The organism is Paenibacillus agaridevorans, assembly GCF_018604145.1.
GTDB lineage: Bacteria > Bacillota > Bacilli > Paenibacillales > Paenibacillaceae > Pristimantibacillus > Pristimantibacillus agaridevorans.
Map to the genome: position 1 here is coordinate 1,873,569 of NZ_CP075889.1, position 25,700 is coordinate 1,899,268.

Consider the following 25,700-nt stretch of genomic DNA (forward strand, 5'->3'; position numbering starts at 1 on the left):
TAGTTCCAAAAGTACACGTAAGTCCTATCTTTCAACAAAGATAGGGCTTTTTTCTCATTGTAATAATTTAGGAAATTGAAGAAGATATTCGTGGTAGCAAAAAACGACACGAACGTCTCATTTTTTTAATATTTATTTGTCGAATGAAGAAGGAATGAGAGGCATGTTGTTGAATAGGTAAGTTATGATTTTCATAGCGAAAGTGGTGAAACGAAAAGTGAAATTGTTGAATGGTGCGGCATTTGGACGCATGGAGGCGGCTTTGTACACCGCTGAAGCTAGACAACGAGTCATATCGAATAACATTGCAAATGCAGAAACGCCACACTTCAAACGTTCCGAGATGCTGTTCGAAGAGCTGCTGGAGCAATCGATGGGGGATTCGGTCAGCAGTCTTGCCGGTAAAACAACGGATGCCAGACATATCCCGATCGGAACGAATTCTTCAAATCTTCCTGCATCGCAAGTGATAATCGATAATTCGACATCCATGAACAACAACCAGAATAATGTCGACGTGGATCGCGAAATGTCGCTGCTCGCCAAAAATCAACTACGCTATAACTTCTATATCCAACAAATTAACCACGATTTGAAAATGTTGAGAACAGGAATCGACGGGAGGGCATAGAAAGTGAAATTGTCTAACGGATTCGATATTAGCGCATCCGCCTTAACCGCACAACGCATGAGAATGGACGTTATCTCTTCTAACATCGCCAATGCCGAAGTAACCAGGGGAAGCTACGTAAATGGGAAGTTCGAACCTTACAAGCGAAAGCTGGTCGTGCTGGAGCCGACGCAACAATCGTTTTCGTCCCTCCTGGCGGGGCAGATGGGCGGAAAAGAAAATGTGTCCGGTGTCCGGGTATCGCGTATTCAGGAAGATCAAACACCGAACAAGCTTGTATATAATCCTTCGCACCCAGATGCGGACGAGCAAGGGTACGTACATATGCCTAACGTCGATGTTGCTAAAGAAATGGTCGATATGATTTCCGCATCACGCGCTTATGAGGCTAACGTAACAGCTATTAATGCGACTAAAGCCATGTTCGTCAAGGCGCTGGAGATCGGAAGAGCTTAGAGTTAACAACAACAGGGAGGGAAATTCATGATACAATCGATGCAGCTAGGGCCTATTGCACCATCCCAAGCCATCGCTGGAGCGAAACCCGTTAAAGAAGCTACGCCTGCGGAATTAACGCAGTCCTTTGGACAATATCTGCAAACTGCTCTGGAGAGCGTAAGCAATCAAGAAAAACAAGTGCATGCGCTGAATGACCAGTTCCTCGCCGGCAAGGTGGATGTGACTCAGGTGCTAATTGCCTCGGAGCAAGCGCAACTCGGTTTGCAATTGACCTCACAGGTCCGCAACAAAGTGGTAGAAGCTTACCAGGAAATGATGCGGATGCAACTTTAATCCTGCAATATGATCAGCATAGTATTGGGTGAGGTGACAACGTGAACGAGAGAATCGCCCACTATCGCGGCAGGCTCAGTGGTTTCTGGGGCCAGATGGGCAAAAGACAAAAAATATGGTTGGGGGCGTCGATAGGAGGATTGCTGTTAACGGTCATTCTGTTAACGATAGTGTTCACCAGGACGGAATACGAGCTCGCGTTTCAAAATATGGACGCAACTGATGCAGCAGCCGTTATGAATTATTTGGACGGAAACAGCATTCCATACGAGCTCAGCAGCAATGGCAGCAGCATTTCGGTACCGAGCGCGGTTGCATCCCGAGTTAAAGTCGATGTAGGATCGCAAGGATTGGTTCAAAACGGATCTATCGGTTTCGAAGTGTTCAGCAATAGCGCATCTCAATTCGGCAAGACGCAGAACGAATTCGATGTCATCTACCAAACGGCTCTGAACGGCGAGGTGCAGAAGCTCCTCAACGGACTTCAAGGCGTGGAGAGCTCCAAGGTGCTCATAAATCGGCCAGAGGAAAGTGTATTCTTGACGGCGGCCGACGAACCGCAGGCAACTGCCGCGATCGTCATGAAATTCACGTCGGGCTACCGTCCATCGCAGAAGGAAATTGATGGTTACTACAATCTCGTGAAATCCACCGTATCCGATCTCGCGATCGAAGATATTACGATTTCGAGCCCGCAAGGCGAATTGATCTCCTCGGTTGTCGGGGGAGCAGGCACAGGCAGCGCAGATGCGGTAGATATGCAGTTTCAGATTCAAAACAAATACGAAACAAGCCTCAAAAAAGAAATTCAGCAGTTCTTAGGACCTATCGTTGGCTCCGACAACCTCGTAGTCAGCGTCGCCAGCTCCATGAACTTCGATAAACGAAGGACGGAAGAGAACCTCGTTCGACCGCTGGTTGACAACGACAACAACGGGATCAAGGTAAGCGAACAAATTGACAACTCCAGTTCAACAGGATCATCCACTCCCGCTGGCGGAGTAGCCGGTACAGGCGAGACGGACATCCCGGGATATGAAGCAGGCTCGCAAGGGGCTAACTCCTCGGAAACCAATTCGCAAGTTACGAATTACGATTACGACCGCATCAAAAACAACATTGAATCGGGACCTTACGTTCTGGAGGACTTATCCATTAGTATCGGCATTGAAGCTGCACAATTAGAGGACGAAAATGCAAGGACAGACATTACCAATTATTTGACTACAGTCGTTCGCGGTCAACTTGCAGGTTCGGGTCAAGATGTTAATGATGACGTATTAATGGGTAAAAAGGTTTCATTAATCGCCCGAACTTTTGCAGAGAACCCATCAGCAGCGTCGAAAGCCGGTTTATCGACAGGTTGGGCAATTGGGCTGGGTGCAGCCGCGCTCGCGCTTATCGGCGGACTCGTCTTCCTGTTAAACCGCAGACGCAAGCAAGCGGAGATTGAAGAAGTCGAAATGGCTCCGGTGTCGACGAAAGTGGAATATCCGACGCTTGATCTGGACAGCGTCAACAACGACAGCCAAGCTCGCAAAAATCTTGAAACACTCGCCAAACGCAAGCCTGACGAATTCGTCAATCTTCTTCGCACCTGGCTTGTAGACGAATAGAGGTGCCATAAATGTCCAAAAACATGATGCAAGGCTTATCCGGACGCCAGAAAGCAGCCATCTTGCTCATTACGCTCGGACCTGAAGTATCGGCGCAAATATTCAAGCATTTGCGAGAGGACGAGATTGAGCAGCTTACGTTGGAAATCGCCAATGTGCGCAAAGTAGACAGCGGTGATCGCGAGACGATTCTAAGCGAGTTTCACCAAATATGTCTGGCGCAAGAGTACATCTCGCAGGGCGGGATCTCTTATGCCAAAGAAATTCTCGAAAAGGCGCTCGGAGAAGCGAAAGCGCAGGACGTTATCAATCGTCTGACAGCTACTTTGCAAGTGAGACCATTCGATTTCGCAAGGAAGGCGGAACCGGCACAAATTCTCAACTTTATTCAAAACGAGAATTCGCAAACGATCGCGCTCGTCTTGTCCTACCTGCAATCGGAGCAATCGTCCCAAATTTTATCGTCGCTCCCGCAGGACAAACAAGCGGATGTCGCACGGAGAATCGCGTTGATGGACAGTACTTCGCCTGAGGTTATCTCGCAAGTAGAACGCGTGCTTGAGCAGAAGTTATCTGCTACGGTTACGCAGGACTACACGAATGCCGGCGGCATTGATTCCATCGTGCAGATTCTTAACGGAGTCGACAGGGGAACGGAACGCACCATCCTCGACGCGCTGGAGATTCAGGATCCGGAGCTGGCCGAAGAAATCAAAAAACGGATGTTCGTATTCGAAGACATCGTCAATATCGACAATCGTTCCATTCAGCGGATCATTCGCGATATCGAGAACGCGGATCTGCAGCTGGCCCTCAAAGTGGCGAGCGAAGAAGTGCGCGAGGCCATCTTCCGCAACATGTCCAAGCGGATGGCCGAATCGTTCAAGGAAGAGATGGAATTTATGGGGCCTGTCCGGCTGCGTGATGTTGAAGAAGCCCAGACTCGAATCGTCGCTACGATTCGCAGGTTAGAAGAGTCGGGTGAAATTATTATCGCGCGCGGCGGAGGAGATGATATCATTGTCTAATTTGATCAAATCCTCCAGCGTTATTTCATTGGAGCAGCTCAAACGGCTCCAGTGGTCCAATCCTTATGCGGCTGCGGCTGTCGATCCCGCTCAGCAGGGAGAAACAGATTCCTGGCAGCCGGATCAAGAGACGATAGCATTGCGGGACCAAATCTTGTCCGATGCCGAATCGTTTGCAGAAGAAAGGCTTCGCGAAACATCGCAGGAATGCGAACGGATGCTGGGCGAAGCGGAGCAACAGATCGACGTATGGTGGCTTCAAAAACGATCCGAGGACGAGGCTGCATTCGAAGCGTCTCGGGCGGAAGGCTACGAGCTAGGGTTCGGCGAGGGATCCGCGGAGGCTGTTAAGCAGTTGCAGCAGAGCTGGGAATCCCGGTTGTCGGAAGCGGCCGAAGTGTTAAAAGGCGCTTACTCCATGCGCGAACAGATTATACAGGAAGCCGAACCGTTTCTAGTCGAGCTCAGCGTGGCCATAGCGGAGAAGATCATTGGCCAGCAGTTGGCTTCGGCTCCAGATATGGCAGTCGACTTAATTCGAAAGTCGCTCTCCCGCAGAAGAGAGCAAGGCGTCATCACGCTCTGTGTCGCACCTTCCCAGCTGGCTTTCGTTCAGGCATCAAGGGAAGAGCTGCATACCGCGATCGATTCGCAGGCCGAGCTTCATATCCTGCCGGATTCGACGGTTAAGGACAATGGCTGCGTCATACGCTCTGCTTACGGCAGCATAGATGCGAGAATCGATACCCAGTTATCCGAGATCAAGCGCGAGCTGTTCCAGCTGGCTCACCAGAGCGGCGAAGAACGGAGTGAACCAAATGACTGGGAGTAGATCGCTTGATATTCACAAATATTTAGAGCATTTAAGACCGCTAGATCCTGTCCGCGTCAACGGCAAAGTGACTCAAGTCATCGGTTTGACGGTGGAATCGGAAGGTCCGGATGCGAGTATCGGCGACTTGTGTTATATCTATCCGTCCAAATCCGCCAAGCCGCTTAAGGCTGAGGTCGTTGGCTTCAGAAATAACAAGGTCATTCTGATGCCGCTTGGCGATCTTCATGCCATAAGCCCAGGCTGCGATGTAGTCGGAACGGGCAAACCGCTCACGGTCCAAGTTGGTTCGGAGCTGCTGGGGAAAGTGCTTGACGGATTAGGCAATCCGCTCGACGGAAGTTTCCTGCCAAGCCGTATGCAGCATTATTCCACTCACAACGAGCCAAGCAATCCGCTAAATCGTCCGCGCGTGACGGAGCCGCTCAGCATTGGTGTCAGAGCCATCGATGGTTTGCTTACCGTAGGTCAAGGACAACGCGTCGGCATATTCGCTGGTTCGGGCGTAGGCAAAAGTACATTGCTTGGCATGATTGCCCGTAATACCTCGGCCGATGTCAATGTAATCGCCCTTATCGGCGAACGCGGCAGGGAAGTGCTGGAGTTCATCGAAAAGGATCTCGGACCCGAAGGTCTCGCGCGATCTGTCGTCATTGTGGCAACATCCGATCAACCCGCTCTCATCCGAATGAAAGGCGCTTTGATTGCTACGACTATCGCCGAATATTTCCGTGACCGCGGATTAAACGTCATGCTGATGATGGACTCCGTAACCCGTTACGCCATGGCGCTGCGCGAAGTTGGTCTTGCCATTGGCGAGCCGCCTGCAACAAGAGGGTATACGCCATCTGTTTTTGCAGCGCTTCCCAAGCTTCTGGAACGCGCGGGTACGGGACCAAGCGGCTCCATTACGGCGTTTTATACCGTCCTCGTGGACGGCGATGACATGAACGAACCTATCGCGGACGCGGTAAGGGGCATTCTGGACGGTCATATCGTATTAAGTCGGCATTTGGCCCACAAGGGACATTTTCCCGCGATCGACGTTCTTGCCTCTGTCAGCCGCGTCATGAAGGAAATCGTGACGGAGCAGCAACAGGATGCCGCGAACGAACTGAAAAGGCTTCTTGCTATCTATAGAGATTCGGAAGACCTGATCAATATTGGGGCGTATCAAGTCGGATCCAACAAAGAAATTGATAAAGCGATCGAAGCAATAGAAACGATTCATGCATTCGCTAAGCAGAAAACGACCGAGAAGGTAACGCTCGGCGAAGCGCAATCGCAATTGATAGAGCATTTTGACAGGAGCTGAACGCTGAAGTGGCAACCTTCCATTATTCGTTCCAAAAAGTAGTCGACCTGAAGACCAGCCAGAAGACTCAGGCCGAATGGCTGTTGTCTGACGCGCTGAGCGCATTGTCCGTGCAGGAGATGTCGCTTCGCGAATTGGTGCTGGCGAAAGAGGAATGGGAAGAGAAGTTACAACGATCCGCGCAGCAGGTCATGCCGTTATCCGAAGTACGGATCATCGGAGAATACCTTGAACACTTGCAGACGTGCATCGACAAAAAACGTTTGGAAGTGCTGCAAGCCGAACGGGTTGTTGAGCACAGCCGGTCGCGACTCGCGGACAAGGTAAAGGATGAGAAGGTGTGGCTTAAGGCGAAGGATCATGCCTGGGATCGATTCCGTCATGCTCTGCAATTGAAGGAGCAGAACGAGCTGGATGAAATGGCCACCGTCCGATTCATGATGCCAACCCCATAAGAACATGCGTTTGCGCCGGCAGAGGGAGTGAGTGGAATTGGCGGAAACAGGTACAGAAAAACAAAGCTATAACGGATTTGAACGATTTATGTTTCTGATGATACCGATCTTGTTCGTCGTGGTATTGCTAGGCGTGTTATTTGCGATATTCGATGTGGAATTCCGCAATAAGGCTCTGCAGGTCGGCAATTCCGTGCCGATCTTGCGCGAGGTGTTGCCGGAGCCAAAGATATCAGAAAACTCGATGGACGATGATGCCATCCGCAACAAGAAGATGAGCGAGAAGATCGAGGAGCTGGAATCGGAGCTTGCCGCAGTGAAGGCGGAACTGGCGGCCGCTAACGCGACGGCCTCGAACCAGGAGGAAGCCGTAAAAGGTCTCGAAGACGAAAATGCGCAGCTCAAGCAGCTGACCGAACAGGAGCTGCTTGAAGCTGAGCAGTATACCGCCAAGATAGAAGAACTGGCGAGTATGTTCTCGAAGATGACCCCTAGCAAAGCAGCCCCCATCGTACAAAACATGAATATTGACGAAATCGTGTTGTTGTTCGCATCCATGCGTTCGGATGATCGCGTGAAAATTATGGAGAAGATGGATCCAAGGATTGCGGCGGAAGCTACGGTTAAATTGAAGGATAACGTTGAAGTAAAGGATCTCCAAATCGCCGCTCTGCAAGCAAGAGTGAACGAGCAGGCAGGCGAAAAAGAAACAACGGTTTCCTCCACGCTTAATCAAGAACAGCTGAGCGCAACCTTCGAAACGATGGATGCAAAAAGCGCCGGTGAAATGCTTCTGAAAATGAAGGACATCAGCCCAAGCAAAGTGATTCGTATCCTCAACTCTGTAAGCAATACGGCAAGATCAGGCATTTTAAGCGAAATGTCGAAAAAGGATGAAGCGGCCACCGCTACGATCGTGACAAAGCTGTTGCCAGGCACATAGGCGGTATGGATGGACGAGGATCGGAAAGGAGGTGAAAATACAATGGAAATGATGATTAACAGCGCTGTAGCAGCTTCAGCTCAGACAACGGCTGCCGTATCGCAAGGTGCATCTAAAGGACAGGCTGGCAACACGGCCGCCGGTTTTCAACAAACGTTGGTTCATCACATCGCTGGACAATCCGGGGGAGAAGAGGTTGCAGATCAACAATCTTCACTTGTGTCGGCAATAGCCGGACTGTCAGCTCTTGCTGAAGCCAAGAGTGAATTGCCAACGCCTACGCTGGAGGAGCTGATGGCCGCTATCGACGGATTGATCGACAGCCTGGGCGAGTCCGCGCAAGACGACGAGACGCTGTCCGAGCAAGACCTGATTGAGCTGACTGGCGCAATGGAAAGCTTAAACGCGTTGCTCGCGCTATTAGGAGCTCCGATTGTACGATTGCAGCCGCAAGCTGAGCTGCATGCGGGGTTGGCGGAAGAAACAATCAGCATTCAGGAAGCTGCGTTAAACGTGAAGAGCAGTCTGCAGGATGCTTTGCTTGGGCTGCAAACGAAATTGCAGCAAGGACCTCTTAAACAAGTGCAGGGTCAGGATCCGCTTGCCTTCGTCGGAGAGCAGCTGCGAGCTATCGCCTCCAAGCTCGAGGGTGCTAAAACGAAGCCTTTAGAGCAAGCCTTAACCAGCGAGACGCCTGAGTGGCTGGTCACTCAGCAGTCCGGTTCTAATGAAGCGCTTGTCCACCTGCAGCGAATGAGCCGTCAAACCGCGCATCCTGCATACATACAAGCAATCGCGGAACAAAAAGCCTTGTTTACCGAGACTTTGGTTCAAGCTGAAGTCGGAGCAAGCTCATCGGAATCGGCACAGCCCGTTCAGCTTCCGTTCGTGGGGCCTGATAACGTTCGGGAATTTGCATCGCTGCTAACCAAGTCCGCAGCACCGACGTCGTTCGTGCTCGCCGATGACTTCGCAGAAACGATGGAAGGCCTCATCGTGCAGAAGTTCGATATCCGGGCATTAAACGGTGTTACCGAAGCAAAGCTTATGCTGTTCCCGGAGCATCTTGGACAAGTCGACGTTAAGATTTCCATGCAGAACGGTCTGTTGACCGCGCTGTTCCAAGCCGATAATGCAATGGCCAAGGATATGCTCGAGAATCAGATGGCTCAACTGCGAGCTGCGTTGCAGGCGCAAGGTCTTAACGTGGAGAAGCTGGAAGTCACTCAAAGCAGCTCGGCACCTCAACTCTCCAATCAGCACTTCGGCAATGGCCAAAATGGCAGCGGTCAATCCGGTGACCGTCAAGGTTTCCGCGAAGACGAGCGCGTGAGGGACAATGCTTTTGAGACGGAGATGGTGGAGCAAGCCGCTATTCAGGGGTTAGGCTTTGGCAGATCGATTAACGAAAAGGCATAAATACAATACTTCATTTGCGAGTTTGCAATCTAATCTATGTTTGGAAGGATGGAGGTGAGGAAATTGTCAGATGCTGTGTCCACCCGAACGGTATGGCCCAACTACGATAAATCCAACGTGCAGGCCGCGGCGAACAAAAAGTCGACCGACACACTTGGCAAAGATCAGTTCTTGTCCATTCTCGTTACGCAATTAAGAAATCAGGATCCTATGCAGCCTATGCAAGATAAAGAGTTTATTGCGCAGATGGCGCAATTTACTTCCGTCGAGCAGCTGATGAACATGGCGGGAGAGCTCGCGTTAATGCGTCAGAGCATCGGCTCCGCATCGAGCCTGATCGGCAAACATATAGAATGGTACGAATACAACGAACAAGGCAACGTCATCTCGATGACGGGACAAGTGGATTCCATTTTGTCAAGAGATGGCCTATTGTACGCCAAGTCTGGCGATAAAGAGGTAGCGCTGGATTATGTCGTTGCAATCTCGGAAACGGAGATTGAGGCCAAGGACCCTGTGGAAGAGGATGGCGCAGGGGAGGAAACGCCATGAGCGATAGGATAAAAATCGGTCATCTGTTTCCGATCAAAACGACGCCTATTCAGCTTGAGAAGGCGGATAAAACCCATACCCATCAGCAGGGAAAACCCGTATCTACGGAATTCCGCGATTTGCTGGAATCCAAAGTATTAAAGTTCAGTCATCATGCCGAGACGAGAATGGAGCAAAGAGGCATTAAGCTGCAGCCCGATTCTTTGACTCAAATCATGCAGGCCGTGGACGATGCCGCATCCAAAGGCGCCAAGGATTCTTTGATCGTCTACCGAGATATCGCCATGATCGTAAACGTTCCGAGCCGAACAGTTGTAACGGCGCTGGACGGTAATCAAATGAAAAGCAACGTATTTACACAAATCGACAGCGCGATCATTTTGAACTAAGGTTGGACCTCTTTGAGGAAGCCTGGTCGTGGACCGATTGAAGCGACCGAGGGAGCAATGATCGACATTATTTGAACCAATGGAGGAATAGAGCCATGTTAAGATCGATGTATTCCGGCGTGTCCGGCATGAGAGGGTTCCAAACGAAGCTCGACGTTATCGGCAATAACATTGCAAACGTAAATACGGTAGGCTTCAAAGCGGGCCGTGTCATGTTCCAGGACATTCTTAGCCAGACGGTAGCCGGAGTTACCGCGCCGGAAGAAGGAGAGCGTGGCGGTGTTAATGCCAGACAGATCGGACTTGGCGTATCGATCGGGTCGATTGATACGATACACACGGCTGGCAGCGCCATGACGACGAATCAACCGAATGACCTTCGTATCGACGGGGATGGATTTTTTGTAGTATCGGCCGGTGCTGATGGCGAAATGTTGTTGACGCGCGCAGGCAATTTCACTCTTGACTCGGCCAGGCAGCTGGTTACGTCCGACGGCATGTTCGTTCTGGATAGCGGCGGTGCTCCTATCGTGCTTGATGAAGAAGTTACGGCTTATTCTATCAGCCAAGACGGTATGATCATCGGCGTGACGGTTGACGGTCAAGTGGAGGTGGCTCAGCTCGGGATCGCCAAGGTCGTCAATCCAAGCGGCCTCGAGAAGCTTGGAGGCAACTTGTACCGGATGACGGTAAATGCCAATCCGGACGGCGAATTCGATCTGTTGACGGCGAATGACGCAGAGACCGGCACGGGCGCCATTATTTCCGGTCAGCTGGAGATGTCCAACGTCGATCTGACGGCGGAGTTTACAGAGATGATCGTTGCGCAGCGCGGATTCCAGGCGAACTCCAGAATTATTACGACTTCTGACGAAATTTTGCAAGAAGTCGTTAACTTGAAACGTTAAACTTTAGAATAATAGCAAGCTAATTCGGGAGGCCGTTCCTAGCGGTCTCCTCCTACATAGCAAGGGGGTAGCTGATGATTACCGTAACGCGATTGAATGGAACCAAAGTTGTTATTAATGCGCTTCTCATTGAATTGATTGAAGAGGCTGCTGATACCGTGATCACGCTCACGACAGGCAAGAAGCTGGTGGTGAAGGAAAAGTCTTCCGAGCTGCTGCTTCTGAATCAGCAGTTTCTTCAAACAATCGGCCTCGTCGCGGCGGCCCAAAAGAGTGATCAAACGGAGGGTCCTACGTCATGAAAAAAATGTTGCCTTGGTTAATAACGATCTTGTTATCTATTACGCTTATCGCCATTGTATCCATCATTTTGTTCCGTTCGCTGTTTAACGATCCAGCCAGTACAGCAGCGAACAAGGAGCCGGTCGAAATCGAAAAGCTATCGGCCGATAAGCGTGTCGAGGTGACAGCCGAACTCAATGATTTTCGCCGCAATCTGAAAGATCAAGAGAAAGTTGTGATAATCAGCTTTGCGTTCCAGCTCGACGCGAAAAAGACGAAAGAGGATTTTGACAAGCTGCTCGAAATTGAAATCAAGCCTATGATCAGCCGCACTCTCGCCGATACAACCGCAGAAGAATTAAATGGGTCGCAGGGAGAAGACGCGCTTGAATCCAAGCTTCTTAACTTGATTAATCCTGCTCTGCCGAAAGGCAAGCTGATTAAAGTCGAAATTACGGATTTCATTATTACAGAACTATAACTTATAGGCGATTTCCTCGAAGGAGGTGAGAGAATTGGTTGATGTATTATCGCAGAACGAGATCGACGCCCTGCTAGCTGCGCTGTCTTCCGGCGAGATGGACGCGGAGGATTTGAAGAAGGAAGAGGTTACGCGTAAAGTCAGCGTGTACGATTTCAAACGGGCCGTGCGGTTCTCGAAAGACCATATCCGGAGCTTGACTCGCATTCACGAAAACTTCGCGCGATATTTGACAACCTATTTCTCGGCGCAGCTTCGTACCTTTGTCCAGATCAACGTCGTGGACGTGGAGCAATTGCCTTATGACGAGTTTATTCGTTCCATTCCGAAGATGACGATTCTCAATATTTTCGAAGCGGAACCGCTCGAAGGGCGAATGGTGCTGGAGGTCCATCCGAACGTTGCTTATGCGATGTTGGACCGCATGCTGGGCGGACAGGGTATCGCTCCATCCAAAATAAACAATTTAACCGAGATTGAAACAACCGTCATGGAACGAATTTTCGCGAGAACGTTCGAAAGTCTGCAAGAGGCCTGGAAGACGATTATCGATATTTCGCCCAGGCTGGAGGCGTTGGAGACCAATCCGCAATTTATGCAGATCGTATCCCCTAACGAAACGATCGCTCTTATATCGTTCAGTACGAAGATCGGCGATACAACCGGCATGATCAACTTATGTATCCCGCATGTCGTGTTAGAGCCGATTATGGCAAGGCTTTCTGTGCATCATTGGTTTGTTTCTCAGAAAAAAGAACGGATTCCGGAAGAAGTGGAAATTCTGGAGCAGCGCGTGAGCAAAGCGAAGCTTCCCATCATCGCCGAGCTAGGCGAATCGTCAATTACGATACAGGAGTTCTTGTCGCTGGGCGTTGGCGATGTGCTGTCCCTTAATAAATCGGTTGAGGATGGTCTTCGAATTAAGGTAGGGGACAAGCTGAAGTTTATCGGAAGTCCAGGCTCGGTCAAAGATCGGTTAGCCGTTCAGATTGACGAAATTGTAAGCGAAGGAGCGGATGAATTACATGATGAGTAAAGATTATTTATCACAAGAGGAAATCGACGCCCTACTTCGTCAGTCCTCTAATGAACCTGAAGAGATTGCGCTTCCTTCCAATGAAGTTCAATTATCGGACTTCTTGTCATCTTTGGAGCAGGATGCGCTTGGCGAGATCGGCAACATTACTTTCGGGAGCGCGGCAACGGCGTTGTCGACGCTGCTGGGTAAGAAAGTAGAAATTACAACACCTCAAGTTACGTTGGTCAGACGCGAGGAACTGGGCGATATTTTCCCGAAACCCCATGTAGCGGTCAGCGTGCAATATGTGGACGGATTCGAAGGAATCAACTCCCTGGTCATTCGCACGAAGGATGCTCAAGTCATTGCGGATTTGATGTTAGGCGGAGAAGGACTTGTCGAAGCCGGTGAATTAAACGAAATTCATATCAGTGCCGTTCAGGAAGCGATGAATCAGATGATGGGCTCTTCGGCAACCTCCATGTCGACCATCTTTAACCGTTTTGTTAATATTTCTCCGCCTGGCATCGACATCCTTGATGTCAATCGGGGCGACGGAATGGGACATCTGCCTCCGGTGGACGTGTTTATTAAAATCTCTTTCCACTTGACGATTGGCGATCTCATCGATTCGACAATCATGCAGCTTCTGCCCGTATCCTTCGCCAAACAAATGGTGTCGACGCTTATGGGTGATGCCGAGCTGCCGGAGCCTACAGCTTCCGAACCAGCCAAAGCAACGGCGGAAGCAGAGCAGCAAGCAGCCATTCAGCAATCAGCTGCTGCAGCATCGATGATGGCGCCTCCAATGCAGCCTCCGATGCAGGCCGCACCGCCTATGCAGAATGCTGGAGGGTATGGGATTCCCGCAGCAGGTTACGACAACCAAACGGGTTATCAGGGACCTTCGGCCCATCCGCAAGGGCTTAATCGCAACGTCAATGTTCAGCCCGTTCAGTTTGCGAACTTTAACAATGCGTCTTTTGTACCACAAGACAACACGAATCTAAATTTATTGCTCGACATACCGCTGAAGGTCACTGTAGAATTAGGTAGAACCCAGAAGCAAATTAAGGATATTCTAGAACTGTCCCAAGGCTCCATTATCGAGTTGGACAAGCTAGCCGGCGAACCGGTCGACATTCTCGTCAACAACAAACTAATCGCAAAAGGCGAGGTTGTTGTCATCGACGAGAACTTCGGCGTGCGTGTCACGGACATCGTCAGCCAATGGGACCGTATTCAAAAATTACAATAACATCCTAGGAGGAAATGAACATGGCAAACCGGATTCTGATCGTTGACGACGCAGCTTTCATGCGTATGATGATTCGCGATATTTTGTCGAAAAATGGCTATGAGGTAGTAGGAGAGGCGCAGGACGGCGCGCAAGCGGTGGAGAAATACAAGGAGCTGAAACCGGATCTTATTACGATGGACATCACAATGCCCGAGATGGACGGGATCTCCGCGCTTAAAGAGATCAAAAAAATGGACGGCAATGCCAAAGTCATCATGTGCTCCGCCATGGGTCAACAAGCGATGGTCATCGATGCGATACAAGCTGGTGCGAAGGACTTTATCGTCAAGCCGTTTCAAGCGGATCGTGTTATCGAAGCGATTAAGAAGACGCTGGGATAAGGCATCAGCAACGCTATGAAATTACAACTACGAACCGCTGTGTTGGCCGCGGCAGGCCTGTCCGTTTTACCGGGGATTGCCGCAGCCAAGCTCGGGGAGAGCGGAGCCGGCAACGAGATCCCCGAACCCTTTTCCGGTTCGGAGCCCGGAGAGTTTCTCAGTGGACTCGTTTGGGTGATCATTTCTCTCGCGATCGTGATTACTCTAATCGTGGTCGTGATCAAGTGGCTGTCGAATCGCAGTCGATCTTGGGGCGCGAGTCGCTCCATGCGTTCAATGGGCGGCATAGCTCTTGGCCAGAACAGCTCGATGCAAGTCGTTGAGATTGCAGGCAGCATCTACATTGTTGGCGTCGGCAATTCCATTACGCTGCTCGACAAAATAGACGATCCCGAACAAGTCGAGAGAGTCATCGCCGCAATGGAGAAGCAAGCCGAGGTCACATGGGCGCCAAAGGATATCGTTTCGTTGGTCAGACGCTGGCGCACCGGCGACAAAGAAGAGAAACAACCTAAGGACGAACGTTGGAACGAGTCGGCATCCTTTCAGCAATTGCTGAACAGCAAGCTTTCTCAGCAGAGCGATCGAAAGGAACAATTGGAAAGCTTGCTAAACAAACAAAATAAGAACGAACGGTTGATGGACGATGAAAAATAAGAAGTGGGTGTCTTTCTTCGCCGTTCTGCTGCTATCATTACTGCTTCAGAGTCAGACTTTCGCGGAGCCGTTGCCGGATATTTCGATTAATATCGGCAATAACGGAGGGGATGGAGAAGCGCCCGGCACCAGCGCGCTGTCGTTGCTGCTTATTATTACGGTACTAAGCATCGCGCCGGCAATCATGGTGCTCATGACCAGCTTTACTCGGATCGTAATCGTGCTTGGATTCGTTCGAACTTCAATTGGCACTCAGACGACGCCGCCGAATCAGGTATTGATCGGTCTTGCCATGTTCCTTACTTTTTTTATCATGGCGCCTACATTCGGGCAAGTAAACGAGGTTGCTCTTCAGCCATACCTGAAGGGCGAGATTACTCAAACGCAAGCGTTCGAAGAAGCGGCCAAGCCGATGAAAAAATTTATGTTCTCCCACACGCGCGAAAAAGATTTATTGTTGTTCATGAATTACACGCAGACGGAAAAACCGTCTTCGTACGAAGATATTCCGCTGACTGTGTTGATTCCGGCCTATGCCATCAGCGAACTCAAGACAGCTTTCCAGATGGGCTTTATGATATTTATCCCGTTCCTGGTCATTGACATGATTGTCGCCAGTACCTTAATGGCGATGGGGATGATGATGCTGCCGCCGATCATGATCTCGTTACCGTTCAAGCTGCTTTTATTCGTGCTTGTTGATGGCTGGTATCTGATCGTCAAGTCGTTGCTGCTCAGCTTCAACACATGATGCCACAGGAGGGTAATGCTCATGAGTGCTGACTTCGTCATCGGATTGGCCGGCGAAGCGGTGTATACGGTTCTGAAAGCCAGCGCTCCAATGCTGGTCCTCGCCTTGGTTGTTGGTTTGTTAATCAGCGTCTTTCAGGCGACGACCCAGATTCAGGAGCAGACGCTCGCTTTTGTTCCCAAGATTGTCGCTGTTTTTGTCTCCATCATTGTTTTCGGACCATGGATACTGAATACGGTTGTCGACTTCACATACCGGCTGCTGAACAATCTTCATCATTACATCGGTTAGGTTGTGAATGCGGATGAATGCAATCGTTCAAGGGTTTCCTATTTTTTTGCTTATTTTTTGTCGAATAACAGCATTTTTCGTCATTGCGCCTGTCTTTTCTTCGCGAGGCGTGCCGAATGTGTTCAAAATTGGTATCGGATTTTTTATTTCCTTCATCGTATTTATGACCTATGGGATGGAGCAATCCATCGTTACGAACGCGGAATACATACTCGTCCTCATTCAAGAGATGTTGATCGGCATATTGCTGGGGTTTGTCGTTTATTTATTTTTTATGATTGTCCAAACCGCGGGCTCCATTATGGATATGCAAATCGGGTTTGCGATGGCTAACGTTGTTGATCCCCATACCGGAGCTTCGTCGCCCCTATTGGGAAACTTCAAGTATATGCTCATGCTGGTCGTATTTTTAATGATGAATGGCCATCATTATTTATTGACGGGATTGATGGACAGCTACCAGTGGCTGCCTCTAACGAACGACTTGTTTGCCCGAATCATGGAGGGCGGCGTTACCGACTTTCTGACTCGGACGTTCGGCAATACTTTCCTTCTTGCACTGCAGGTGGCAGCACCGCTTGTCGTCGCCATGTTTCTGACGGACCTGGGGCTCGGCTTCCTGGTCAAAACAGCTCCGCAGTTCAATATTTTTGTCATCGGCATCCCGTTAAAAATCATCATTGGTTTGATTCTATTGATGTTGTTATTGCCCGGGATGGCGGTGTTATTCGAAAAGCTGTTCGCTATTATGTTCGATTCGCTGGAACACTTGCTCGGAATCGTACAAGGACCGCCAGTTGAGTAGGCAGGAGGCCGATTACCTTGCGAGCTTATCGTTTAAAGCTGGATTTGCAATTGTTCAGTCAGGAAAAGACGGAGAAAGCGACGCCCAAAAAGCGGAATGAATCACGCAAGAAGGGCCAGGTGGCCAAATCCTCCGATTTGCCCGGCGCATTTATTCTCTTATTCGTTTCCGCTTCGTTTTTGATGCTGGGCAGCTATTACAAGACCAAGATTATAGGACTGTTCGGCGGTATCTTTCAGGATTGGCTATTGATGGAGTTAACGACCGAAAATGTGACCGAATTGTTCATGAATCTGTTATGGCAATCGTTGTTGTTTTTACTTCCGATCTTCGCTATCGCGATGTTGGTCGGCATAATCGGCAACGTGGCACAGTTCGGCTTCCTGTTGACCGGAGATCCTTTGAAGCTGAAGCTCTCCAAGCTGAATCCTATTGAAGGGTTTAAGCGAATCTTCTCCATGAGAAGTTTGGTTGAATTTTTGAAAAGCATTTTGAAAGTAACGATTATCGGGATTTTGGTATATATGGCGATTTCGCGGGAATGGAACAACCTGCTCGCTTTGTCTTCGCTGTCGATCCAATCCGTATTTAGCTTCACGGCCGGAATAACCATAAAGCTTGGGATCCAGATTGGCTCGGTATTGGTAATACTTGCTCTTCTGGATTATATGTATCAGAAATACGAGCATGAAAAAAGCATTAAGATGTCAAAGCAAGACATTAAAGATGAATATAAGAAATCGGAAGGTGATCCCCTCGTCAAAGGAAGGATTCGCGAACGTCAACGGAAGATGGCCATTCAACGGATGATGCAGGAAGTGCCCAAAGCCGATGTCGTCATCACGAACCCGACTCACTTTGCCATTGCACTCAAATACGACGCATCCAAGATGGAAGCGCCGACGATTATCGCGAAGGGGATGGATCATGTCGCTCTGAAAATCAAGGAAATCGCCAAGGAAAATGGCGTCATAACGATGGAAAATAAGCCGCTGGCAAGAGCGCTGTACGAGAGGGCAGAGATCGGAGACGTTATTCCGAACGATCTGTTCCAAGCTGTGGCAGAAGTGCTGGCGCATGTGTATAAATTGAAGGGCAGAACCAAATAAACGATAAACCGCGGGAGGAGGCGCCATCATGAAACCAAAAGATTTATTTATCATACTTGGCATTATTGGAATTGTGCTCATGATGATTATCCCGATCCCGATCTTCCTTATCGACTTGTTGTTGATCTTGAATATCTCGATTGCGCTCATGATTTTGTTAGTCGCGATGAATACGAAGGAAGCGCTGGACTTCTCGATTTTCCCGGCGATCCTGCTCGTTACTACATTATTCCGGCTGGCACTAAGCGTATCCACGACAAGAAGCATTTTAACGCATGCCGAGGCGGGCGAAGTGATCGAGACTTTCGGACGCTGGGTAGGCGGCGGGGAAGTCGCGATTGGTTTCATCGTCTTCCTGATTCTCGTCGTTGTTCAGTTCATCGTCATTACGAAGGGCTCGGAGCGGGTTGCAGAGGTTGCCGCGAGGTTTACGCTGGATGCGATGCCTGGCAAACAGATGAGTATCGACGCGGATTTGAACTCCGGCCTCATCAACGAACAGCAAGCTCGCGAGCGCCGGTCCAAAATCGAGAAGGAAGCCGACTTCTACGGCGCCATGGACGGTGCCAGTAAATTTGTCAAGGGCGATGCTATTGCAACAATCATCATATTGATCATCAACTTGATTGGCGGCTTTATCGTCGGTATGGCCATGCATGGAATGAGTTTCGGCGAATCCCTGGAAACCTTTTCGATCCTGACCATCGGCGACGGGCTGGTCGCGCAAATTCCGGCTTTGCTTATCTCCACCGCAGCCGGCCTTATTGTGACGAGAGCGGCTTCGGAAGGCACTTTGGCGGATGACTTGACAGGCCAGATGCTTCGGTATCCCAAGATGCTGTATATCGCAGCCGGAACCATCGCGGTGCTTGGCCTTACGCCAATCGGTATATTTACGACATGGCCCTATGCGATTATTTTGGCAATCGGGGCATATGTGATGCAGAAGCGCCTCACCAAAAAACAAGAGCAGGAAGAGCTGCTTGTAGAAGAGCAGCAAATCGAAGAGGTGCGAAGCCCGGAAAGCGTGATCAGCTTGCTGCAAGTGGATCCAATCGAGTTCGAATTCGGTTACGGATTAATTCCGCTCGCAGATACGCAGCAGGGCGGAGATCTTCTCGACCGCATCATTATGATCCGCAGGCAGTGCGCATTAGAGCTTGGGCTCGTCGTACCGGTCATCCGAATCCGCGATAACATTCAATTAAAACCGAATGAGTACGTCATCAAGATCAAAGGAAATACCGTAGCAAGAGGAGACTTGCTCTTGAATCATTACTTGGCGATGAGTCCGGGCTTCGAGGATGATTCGGTCATCGGCATCGAGACGACCGAACCGGCATTTGGTCTGCCGGCCATCTGGATTGATGAAGCGATGAAAGAGCGGGCAGAGCTGTCCGGCTATACGGTCGTTGATCCGCCGTCGGTTGTCGCGACACATCTTACGGAAATCATTAAACGGCATGCTCATGAGCTTATCGGTCGTCAAGAGGCGAAGATGCTTGTCGAAAATGTCAAGGAATCGTACCCTGCGCTTGTCGACGAACTTATTCCTTCCATTCTGACCATTGGCGACGTACAGAAGGTTCTCTCCAAGCTTCTTAAGGAGAAGGTGTCGATACGGGATCTGGTCACCATATTTGAGGCTCTTGCCGATCATGGCTCATATACGAAGGACCCTGACATTTTGACAGAGTATGTAAGACAGTCGCTGTCACGCCAAATTACCCAGCAATTCTCTCCTGGCGGGGATACGCTGCGAGTGATTACGGTAGGGCCGCAATTGGAGAAAAAAATCGCGGAATCCGTGCAGCAGACCGATCAAGGCAGTTACATTGCGCTCGATCCCATCTCAACCCAGCAAATTTATCAAAAGATCGGCGAACATGTCAGCAGGCAGATTCAGTCGGGACAACAACCAATCGTGTTGGCATCTCCGACGATTCGCATGTATTTGAGACAAATTATTGAACGCACCATGCAAGAAGTCCCTGTCTTGTCCTACAGCGAGCTTGAGCCTAACATTGAAGTCCAGAGCGTAGGAGTGGTGAATCTATGAGGGTGAAACGGTACTTGGTCAACGCTTTGCCTGAAGCGGTTTCGCAGATTCGCACAGATCTCGGCAATGATGCTGTTATTCTCGAGACGAAGGAAGTCAAAGTAGGCGGGTTTCTCGGCATGTTTCGCAAAAAGAAGATGGAGGTCATTGCGGCTGTCGAGACTGGAGCAGTAAAACAGCAGGATCCGCCACAGCGGCATGTCCAGCCGGAAGTGTCTGCCATGGTGGAACAAATTTTGCAGACGGCCAAACGCTCGGGGGCAGCTACCGCTACATTGGAGCCTTTGCCCATGCAGCAAGCTCGCCCGAACGTAACATCTGCCTACCAAGATCAAAAACAACCGGTTGCAGCCACATCTGAAACGAGACCGCTATCGGCAGTTGAACAACCAGAAAAACCCCAACACGAAATGGAGTCGCCTCAATCCCGTTTCCGAATGGACAAGGAGCAATTCATCATTAATGAGATTCGCGATCTGCGAGAGTACATGGTGAAGTTAACCAGGGAAAGCCAGTCGCAAAAACGGTTGTCCGAATCCATTAATGCGCTTAAGGATCGATTGAGTCTGCAAGAGTTAGATCCTGTCTGGAGCGAACGTCTTATTGAAGCCTTAACGGAGGCCGAAAAAGAGGAGGGCACCGCATTCTCTTATGACGAGACATGGCGCAGAGCCGCGATCCAGCTTCAGGAATGGATGCAGCCTTATTGTCTTAGCGGTATTCGTGAGGATGCGACGGTGCTTCATTTTGTCGGTCCGACCGGAGTCGGCAAAACAACGACAATCGCAAAGCTTGCCGCCGAATACAAGATCAAGCATGGACGCAAAGTAGGTTTTATTACCTCCGATACTTACAGAATTGCCGCAGTCGATCAGTTGCGAACGTACGCTAACATCTTGAATGTACCGTTAGAGGTAGTATTCTCTCCAATGGATCTGCCCAAGGCGTATCAATCCCTGAGTGATCAAGAGCTGATCCTGATGGATACGGCAGGCCGGAACTTCCGCAGCGAGCTTCATGTGTCCGAGGTAAATAGCCTGCTGCAGACTTTTGAACCTAGCGAGACGATTCTTGTCGTTAGTCTTACGGGCAAGACGGCTGATATGGTTGCCATCGCAGATCGGTTCAAGAAGTTCGGCGTTTCGAAGATTCTATTTACGAAGCTGGATGAAACGTCTGCATACGGTGCGATTTTTAATCTGGTTATGAATATGGAGCTTAATCCAACCTATCTCGCAAGCGGTCAGAACGTGCCTGATGATATTAGCAGATTCGATTGCCATGCATACGTAACTCTTTTGTTAGGAGAGCCTGCACATGAATGATCAGGCAGAAGCTTTGCGGTATTTGGTCAAGCAGCAAGAGAACCATCGTGCGAATACTCGAATTATTACAGTTACTAGCGGGAAAGGCGGAGTCGGGAAGTCAAACTTCAGTCTGAATTTCGCGCTTGCGCTTAAGCGTCAGGGCAAAAAAGTGCTCATCTTCGACGCCGACATCGGAATGGCTAATATCGACGTCCTGATGGGTACATCATCTACTTACAGTCTCTATCATCTGCTCAAACAAGAGAAAACGATCTGGGATATTATCCAACTCGGCGTCGAAGGGATCCATTATATCGCAGGCGGCTCCGGATTCCGCGATCTTCTCGAGCTTTCATCGGAGCAAATTAATCGATTTGCCACCGAGGTCGAGAAGCTGCATGGCGAATATGACGTCATTTTGTTCGACACAGGTGCGGGCTTGTCGAAGGAGACAGTAAGATTTATCGCCGCGGCTCAAGAAACGATTGTTGTTACAACACCGGAGCCTACATCGATTACTGACGCTTATGCCCTGATTAAGATGGTGAAATCGATGGGCATTGACGCACAGTTTAAGCTAATCGTCAATCGTGCTTCCGACGCAAGAGAGGGAAAAGAGACAGCTGAGAAGATCAGTTTAGTCGCCAGTCGGTTTCTTCATTCGGAGCTGCCTTCCCTGGGCACCATCCCGGACGACTCTCATGTCTCCAAAGCAGTTAAAAGGCAAATCCCGTTCCTGATTGCATATCCGAACAGCGGAGCAGCGATCGCGCTTAGCCGAATCGCGGAGGCTTATATGGATATTCCGGCAACGGCTTCCGGGAACGGCGGCGTCAAAGGATTTATAACTAAATTATTCAGACTAGCAAGGTAGTCCTTTGTTGTTGAGGAGGGATGCAAATGGCTCCTTATCGCGTACTGGTCGTGGACGATTCGGCGTTCATGCGTACGATTATAAGTGATCTCATCGTGCGGGACAAACAATTCACCATTGCGGCGACCGCATCCAACGGGATGGAGGCGATCGCCGCTGTCAGAGAGCATCAACCGGATGTCGTGACGATGGATCTGGAGATGCCCCAAATGAATGGAATCGAAGCGCTGCAATTCATTATGAAGGACAATCCAAGACCAATCATCATGTTGTCCGGCATTAGCGAGGATAACACTCGCGATACGATCAAGGCGTTGCAATTCGGCGCATTCGATTTCATTCGCAAGCCTTCGGGCATTGGTTCCGATGATATTCTTGCCGTTGGAGAACAATTGCTCGAGAAGCTTCGAACGGCGGCATACGTCAAGACTAGCAAGGAAATGTTGTTGCAAAGGCAAGAGCTCGCGTCCAAGAGCGAACCCATCTTACATAATGAGCGGTTGAACCCGCGGTTAGACAAAGTCCAGGATGAGGCGCGCAAAGCCCGTCAGACGAGAGCGGCGAACCATTCGCTTCAGAAAGCAGGCTTGGATTCCTCCAAGTCCAAATCCGCCAAACCACTAGACGATAGTGGCGGCGATGTCCAAGTAACCCGGCCTGCTCCAACGTCTCAAAGTTCTGCAAAGAGGGCGGAAACGGCCATAGTGGAGCAAGGGGGCCAAGCATCCGGCAAGCCGAATACAAAAGGCTCCCAGCTTTTGGATGGAACCCGGCCGCCGGCCGCCAGATCAGCGCCTCCTTTAAAGTCCGAAGTGCAACCGAGACCAGCCGGAGCCTTCCGACATCTCGTAGCGCTCGGAACGTCTACCGGAGGTCCAAGAGCGCTTCATGAAGTCATATGCTCGCTGCCTGCCGACTTTCCGGCCCCGGTGCTTGTCGTGCAGCATATGCCGCCCAAATTTACAAAGTCGCTCGCTCAAAGGCTGGATAACTTCAGTCAGCTCACAGTAGTAGAAGCGGAGCAAGGGATGGCTGTTCAGCCAGGGAAGGTCTATATCGCGCCAGGGGGTTATCATCTGGAGCTGGCGAAGCAAGACGGCGGATACGTCATTCGGCTTGGGCTACAGCCTCAACGGAACGGTCACCGGCCTTCCGTGGACATTATGTTCGAATCGCTGGCGTCGTTCCGCGAGCTGAGCATACATGCGGTCATTATGACCGGCATGGGCAGTGACGGTGCAAAGGGAATGAAGGTGCTGGCAGAGCAAGGCGCCGTTTCATTGATTGCTGAATCGGAGGAAACCTGCGTGGTGTACGGAATGCCGCGATGTGCGATTGAAGGCGGTTATGTCAAGGATGTACTTCCGCTAGGAGAAATTTCTTCTCAGCTGGTGAAGGCCGTGGCAAAAAATTAATTGATAAACGGAGAACGAACGATCATCCTACCAGGAGGTGCATGTGAATGGATATGAATGCTTATCTGTCCATGTTTATCGACGAATCTAACGATCATCTTCAATCCTTGAACGAAAATCTGCTTCAATTGGAAGGCAATCCCGAGGATCTTAGTATCGTGCAGTCGATATTCAGATCCGCCCATACGCTCAAAGGCATGTCGGCGACAATGGGCTTCGAGGACTTGGCGGCTCTTACTCACGAAATGGAGAATGTACTGGATCTTGTCCGCAATAGCAAGCTTAAGATGGACAGCTTTATCTTCGATACGTTGTTCAAAGGTTTGGACGCGCTGGAGGCCATGGTACAAGACATCGTGGGCGGAGGGACAGGCAAAGCGGATGTCACTTCTATTGTCGCCTCCTTGCAAGGCATCCTGAAGGGCGATTATAAGTCGCAGACGGCCGCTTCGACTGCAGCGGCTCCGTCAGCATCAGCGAATGCCGGAGGGGGAGAAGCATCGGGCGGCGTGCTTCTCGACCAATTCCAATCCTCGATTCTTCTGCAATCCATGGAGGCCGGTCATCAGCCTTATTACGTACAAGTTAGCGTTGACGAGAATTGCGTTCTCAAAGCAGCCAGGTCCTATATGGTCTTTAATTTGCTGGAGAGCAACGGAGAAATTGTAAAGTCCGAACCTTCGGTACAGGATCTCGAGCAAGAGAAATTCGACAGAACGTTCACTGTATTTACGATTTCCACACTAACGGCCGAACAGCTGTACGAACAGATCATGAATATCTCCGAGATTTCTTCTGTAACGGTAACGCCTCTGGATGCCGAAACTCTCGCCTCATTGACAAGCGCTCCAGCGGCAGCTGCCGTGGAAGCGCCCGAGAAGCCTGCTGCTGCTGAATCGGCAACTGCTCCACTTGCAAACGACAGCGTTAAAATTTCGAGCAAGCCGTCTGCTGCACCGCAGAGTGCTCCTGCAGCCATGAACAAGACAATCAGAGTCGATATCGACCGGCTTGACACGCTGATGAATTTATTTAGCGAGCTGCTGATCGACCGCGTAAGGCTGGAGCAGCTTGCGAGTGAAATCAAGCGTACGGAATTAACGGAGACGGTGGAGCATATGTCGAGGGTCAGCTCCGACCTCCAGAACATCGTGCTTAAACTGCGCATGGTTCCGGTTGACTCTGTGTTCAATCGTTTCCCCAGACTTGTCCGCGATATGGCAAAGTCGCTTAACAAAAAGATGGAACTTATTATTACGGGAGCCGACACCGAGCTAGATCGTACGGTTATCGACGAAATCGGGGATCCGCTGGTTCATCTTATTCGCAACTCTGGCGACCACGGCATCGAGTCCGTCGAGGAGCGTATCGCTTCGGGCAAATCAGAAACGGGGACGATTCATCTTCGGGCTTTCCACAGCGGCAACCATGTCTTTATTGAGGTAGAAGAAGACGGAAGAGGCATTAATAAACAAAAAGTGCTTCAGATCGCCATCAAAAACGGTGTTGTGACAGAAGAGCAGTCACGCAACTTGACCGAAGAAGAAATCCAGATGCTTATCTTTGCGCCGGGCTTTAGCACGGCCGACAAAATCTCGGATATTTCTGGCCGCGGGGTTGGACTCGACGTCGTAAAAACGAAAATCACTTCGCTTGGCGGCAACGTTACGGTAACCTCCGCAGAAGGCAAAGGGACAAAGTTCTCGGTTCAGCTGCCGCTGACATTGTCGATCATCTCGGCGATGCTGATTAAATTAGGCTCGGAGAAATATGCGATACCGCTGTCTTCGATTGTGGAGACGGGCATCATTAAGCGATCGGGCATTCTGAACGTGCATGGCAATCAGATGGTGGAATTCCGCGGCTCCATTATTCCGCTCGTATCGCTGAGCAGCGTGCTGGAATCACCGGATTACGACGAAAGCCAGGAGCAGGAAACAGAGATCGTCGTTATTCGCAAAGGCGATAAGATGGCCGCCGTCATGGTCGAGGAGTTTATCGGACAAAGTGAAATCGTGCTTAAAACTTTAGGCAAATATTTGACTAACGTATACGCCATCTCCGGGGCTACGATTCTCGGTGACGGATATGTCGCTCTTATCATCGATCCGAATGCATTGATCAAATAAG

28 protein-coding genes are annotated in these 25,700 nt (G+C 50.2%); all 28 read left to right on the top strand.

Annotated elements, in window-relative coordinates:
- The first annotated feature begins 217 nt into the window (after positions 1-217).
- The 28 genes from flgB to KJW29_RS07645 all read left to right on the top strand — a co-directional run bounded on the left by flgB (position 218) and on the right by KJW29_RS07645 (position 25,699).
- Entirely contained in the window at positions 218-631 is a 414-nt protein-coding gene (flgB, locus tag KJW29_RS07510) for a flagellar basal body rod protein FlgB (RefSeq protein ID WP_087570987.1), read from the top strand.
- A gap of 3 nt (positions 632-634) precedes the next feature.
- Positions 635-1,087: a flagellar basal body rod protein FlgC gene (gene flgC / locus KJW29_RS07515; protein ID WP_087570980.1), complete on the top strand. Its 453-nt coding sequence runs from the start codon at positions 635-637 to the stop codon at positions 1,085-1,087.
- Positions 1,088-1,114: 27 nt separating this feature from the next.
- Positions 1,115-1,423: a flagellar hook-basal body complex protein FliE gene (fliE, locus tag KJW29_RS07520; protein WP_087570979.1), complete on the top strand. Its 309-nt coding sequence runs from the start codon at positions 1,115-1,117 to the stop codon at positions 1,421-1,423.
- 41 nt (positions 1,424-1,464) lie between these two features.
- Entirely contained in the window at positions 1,465-3,039 is a 1,575-nt protein-coding gene (fliF, locus tag KJW29_RS07525; RefSeq protein ID WP_214629305.1) for a flagellar basal-body MS-ring/collar protein FliF, read from the top strand.
- 11 nt (positions 3,040-3,050) lie between these two features.
- Positions 3,051-4,067 carry a flagellar motor switch protein FliG gene (fliG, locus tag KJW29_RS07530; protein ID WP_087570977.1) on the top strand — a complete coding sequence of 339 codons (1,017 nt, stop codon included), beginning with the start codon at positions 3,051-3,053 and terminating at the stop codon, positions 4,065-4,067.
- Complete coding sequence (locus tag KJW29_RS07535) at positions 4,060-4,899, top strand: FliH/SctL family protein (protein WP_214629306.1); 840 nt, start codon at positions 4,060-4,062, stop codon at positions 4,897-4,899. The genes fliG and KJW29_RS07535 overlap by 8 nt, the downstream gene beginning before the upstream one ends.
- A complete protein-coding gene (fliI, locus tag KJW29_RS07540; RefSeq protein WP_087570975.1) occupies positions 4,886-6,214 on the top strand; it encodes a flagellar protein export ATPase FliI in 1,329 nt (442 codons plus the stop codon). The genes KJW29_RS07535 and fliI overlap by 14 nt, the downstream gene beginning before the upstream one ends.
- Before the next feature lie 8 nt (positions 6,215-6,222).
- The gene (gene fliJ / locus KJW29_RS07545; protein WP_214629307.1) at positions 6,223-6,669 is read left to right on the top strand and encodes a flagellar export protein FliJ; all 447 of its coding nucleotides are present in this window, start codon (positions 6,223-6,225) and stop codon (positions 6,667-6,669) included.
- A 31-nt stretch (positions 6,670-6,700) separates the two neighbouring features.
- Positions 6,701-7,612 (top strand): MotE family protein, encoded by a 912-nt coding sequence (locus tag KJW29_RS07550; RefSeq protein WP_246608631.1) that lies wholly within the window; start codon positions 6,701-6,703, stop codon positions 7,610-7,612.
- A gap of 42 nt (positions 7,613-7,654) precedes the next feature.
- Complete coding sequence (locus KJW29_RS07555) at positions 7,655-9,031, top strand: flagellar hook-length control protein FliK (protein ID WP_214629309.1); 1,377 nt, start codon at positions 7,655-7,657, stop codon at positions 9,029-9,031.
- A 54-nt stretch (positions 9,032-9,085) separates the two neighbouring features.
- A complete protein-coding gene (locus tag KJW29_RS07560; RefSeq protein ID WP_425517504.1) occupies positions 9,086-9,583 on the top strand; it encodes a flagellar hook capping FlgD N-terminal domain-containing protein in 498 nt (165 codons plus the stop codon).
- Positions 9,580-9,972, top strand: a complete 393-nt coding sequence (locus KJW29_RS07565) for a TIGR02530 family flagellar biosynthesis protein (protein WP_087570970.1) — start codon at positions 9,580-9,582, stop codon at positions 9,970-9,972. The genes KJW29_RS07560 and KJW29_RS07565 overlap by 4 nt, the downstream gene beginning before the upstream one ends.
- Before the next feature lie 95 nt (positions 9,973-10,067).
- On the top strand, positions 10,068-10,880 hold the full coding sequence (flgG, locus tag KJW29_RS07570; protein WP_108994302.1) for a flagellar basal body rod protein FlgG: 813 nt from the start codon (positions 10,068-10,070) through the stop codon (positions 10,878-10,880).
- Between the two features lie 74 nt (positions 10,881-10,954).
- Positions 10,955-11,182: a flagellar FlbD family protein gene (locus KJW29_RS07575; RefSeq protein WP_087570968.1), complete on the top strand. Its 228-nt coding sequence runs from the start codon at positions 10,955-10,957 to the stop codon at positions 11,180-11,182.
- Positions 11,179-11,643, top strand: a complete 465-nt coding sequence (locus KJW29_RS07580) for a flagellar basal body-associated FliL family protein (protein ID WP_087570967.1) — start codon at positions 11,179-11,181, stop codon at positions 11,641-11,643. The genes KJW29_RS07575 and KJW29_RS07580 overlap by 4 nt, the downstream gene beginning before the upstream one ends.
- A 34-nt stretch (positions 11,644-11,677) precedes the next feature.
- A complete protein-coding gene (gene fliM, locus KJW29_RS07585) occupies positions 11,678-12,679 on the top strand; it encodes a flagellar motor switch protein FliM (RefSeq protein ID WP_108994303.1) in 1,002 nt (333 codons plus the stop codon).
- Complete coding sequence (fliY, locus tag KJW29_RS07590) at positions 12,669-13,919, top strand: flagellar motor switch phosphatase FliY (RefSeq protein ID WP_214629311.1); 1,251 nt, start codon at positions 12,669-12,671, stop codon at positions 13,917-13,919. Before fliM ends, fliY begins: the two co-directional genes overlap by 11 nt.
- A gap of 20 nt (positions 13,920-13,939) precedes the next feature.
- Complete coding sequence (locus KJW29_RS07595; protein WP_087570964.1) at positions 13,940-14,302, top strand: response regulator; 363 nt, start codon at positions 13,940-13,942, stop codon at positions 14,300-14,302.
- A 15-nt stretch (positions 14,303-14,317) separates the two neighbouring features.
- Positions 14,318-14,959 (top strand): flagellar biosynthetic protein FliO, encoded by a 642-nt coding sequence (locus KJW29_RS07600; RefSeq protein ID WP_214629312.1) that lies wholly within the window; start codon positions 14,318-14,320, stop codon positions 14,957-14,959.
- A complete protein-coding gene (gene fliP / locus KJW29_RS07605) occupies positions 14,949-15,710 on the top strand; it encodes a flagellar type III secretion system pore protein FliP (protein WP_214629313.1) in 762 nt (253 codons plus the stop codon). The genes KJW29_RS07600 and fliP overlap by 11 nt, the downstream gene beginning before the upstream one ends.
- Before the next feature lie 21 nt (positions 15,711-15,731).
- On the top strand, positions 15,732-16,001 hold the full coding sequence (gene fliQ / locus KJW29_RS07610; protein ID WP_087570961.1) for a flagellar biosynthesis protein FliQ: 270 nt from the start codon (positions 15,732-15,734) through the stop codon (positions 15,999-16,001).
- 13 nt (positions 16,002-16,014) lie between these two features.
- A complete protein-coding gene (fliR, locus tag KJW29_RS07615) occupies positions 16,015-16,806 on the top strand; it encodes a flagellar biosynthetic protein FliR (RefSeq protein WP_087570960.1) in 792 nt (263 codons plus the stop codon).
- Positions 16,807-16,823: 17 nt separating this feature from the next.
- Positions 16,824-17,915 (top strand): flagellar biosynthesis protein FlhB, encoded by a 1,092-nt coding sequence (gene flhB, locus KJW29_RS07620; RefSeq protein WP_214629314.1) that lies wholly within the window; start codon positions 16,824-16,826, stop codon positions 17,913-17,915.
- A 28-nt stretch (positions 17,916-17,943) separates the two neighbouring features.
- Entirely contained in the window at positions 17,944-19,974 is a 2,031-nt protein-coding gene (flhA, locus tag KJW29_RS07625; RefSeq protein ID WP_087570958.1) for a flagellar biosynthesis protein FlhA, read from the top strand.
- Entirely contained in the window at positions 19,971-21,299 is a 1,329-nt protein-coding gene (gene flhF / locus KJW29_RS07630; RefSeq protein ID WP_214629315.1) for a flagellar biosynthesis GTPase FlhF, read from the top strand. Before flhA ends, flhF begins: the two co-directional genes overlap by 4 nt.
- Positions 21,292-22,155, top strand: coding sequence for a MinD/ParA family protein (locus KJW29_RS07635; protein ID WP_108994309.1), 864 nt, complete (start codon positions 21,292-21,294; stop codon positions 22,153-22,155). Before flhF ends, KJW29_RS07635 begins: the two co-directional genes overlap by 8 nt.
- A gap of 26 nt (positions 22,156-22,181) precedes the next feature.
- Positions 22,182-23,570, top strand: coding sequence for a protein-glutamate methylesterase/protein-glutamine glutaminase (locus KJW29_RS07640; protein WP_214629316.1), 1,389 nt, complete (start codon positions 22,182-22,184; stop codon positions 23,568-23,570).
- 47 nt (positions 23,571-23,617) lie between these two features.
- Complete coding sequence (locus tag KJW29_RS07645) at positions 23,618-25,699, top strand: chemotaxis protein CheA (RefSeq protein ID WP_214629317.1); 2,082 nt, start codon at positions 23,618-23,620, stop codon at positions 25,697-25,699.
- The last annotated feature ends 1 nt before the right edge of the window (position 25,700 follow it).

What these genes read in the sequence shown, in the direction of transcription:
- fliE (WP_087570979.1), top strand. Translation starts at nt 1,115, where the DNA reads ATGATACAATCGATGCAGCTAGGGCCTATTGCACCATCCCAAGCCATC.
- fliG (WP_087570977.1), top strand. Translation starts at nt 3,051, where the DNA reads ATGTCCAAAAACATGATGCAAGGCTTATCCGGACGCCAGAAAGCAGCC.
- fliI (WP_087570975.1), top strand. Translation starts at nt 4,886, where the DNA reads ATGACTGGGAGTAGATCGCTTGATATTCACAAATATTTAGAGCATTTA.
- KJW29_RS07555 (WP_214629309.1), top strand. Translation starts at nt 7,655, where the DNA reads ATGGAAATGATGATTAACAGCGCTGTAGCAGCTTCAGCTCAGACAACG.
- KJW29_RS07565 (WP_087570970.1), top strand. Translation starts at nt 9,580, where the DNA reads ATGAGCGATAGGATAAAAATCGGTCATCTGTTTCCGATCAAAACGACG.
- flgG (WP_108994302.1), top strand. Translation starts at nt 10,068, where the DNA reads ATGTTAAGATCGATGTATTCCGGCGTGTCCGGCATGAGAGGGTTCCAA.
- KJW29_RS07575 (WP_087570968.1), top strand. Translation starts at nt 10,955, where the DNA reads ATGATTACCGTAACGCGATTGAATGGAACCAAAGTTGTTATTAATGCG.
- KJW29_RS07580 (WP_087570967.1), top strand. Translation starts at nt 11,179, where the DNA reads ATGAAAAAAATGTTGCCTTGGTTAATAACGATCTTGTTATCTATTACG.
- fliY (WP_214629311.1), top strand. Translation starts at nt 12,669, where the DNA reads ATGATGAGTAAAGATTATTTATCACAAGAGGAAATCGACGCCCTACTT.
- KJW29_RS07595 (WP_087570964.1), top strand. Translation starts at nt 13,940, where the DNA reads ATGGCAAACCGGATTCTGATCGTTGACGACGCAGCTTTCATGCGTATG.
- KJW29_RS07600 (WP_214629312.1), top strand. Translation starts at nt 14,318, where the DNA reads ATGAAATTACAACTACGAACCGCTGTGTTGGCCGCGGCAGGCCTGTCC.
- fliP (WP_214629313.1), top strand. Translation starts at nt 14,949, where the DNA reads ATGAAAAATAAGAAGTGGGTGTCTTTCTTCGCCGTTCTGCTGCTATCA.
- fliQ (WP_087570961.1), top strand. Translation starts at nt 15,732, where the DNA reads ATGAGTGCTGACTTCGTCATCGGATTGGCCGGCGAAGCGGTGTATACG.
- fliR (WP_087570960.1), top strand. Translation starts at nt 16,015, where the DNA reads ATGAATGCAATCGTTCAAGGGTTTCCTATTTTTTTGCTTATTTTTTGT.
- flhA (WP_087570958.1), top strand. Translation starts at nt 17,944, where the DNA reads ATGAAACCAAAAGATTTATTTATCATACTTGGCATTATTGGAATTGTG.
- flhF (WP_214629315.1), top strand. Translation starts at nt 19,971, where the DNA reads ATGAGGGTGAAACGGTACTTGGTCAACGCTTTGCCTGAAGCGGTTTCG.
- KJW29_RS07635 (WP_108994309.1), top strand. Translation starts at nt 21,292, where the DNA reads ATGAATGATCAGGCAGAAGCTTTGCGGTATTTGGTCAAGCAGCAAGAG.
- KJW29_RS07640 (WP_214629316.1), top strand. Translation starts at nt 22,182, where the DNA reads ATGGCTCCTTATCGCGTACTGGTCGTGGACGATTCGGCGTTCATGCGT.
- KJW29_RS07645 (WP_214629317.1), top strand. Translation starts at nt 23,618, where the DNA reads ATGGATATGAATGCTTATCTGTCCATGTTTATCGACGAATCTAACGAT.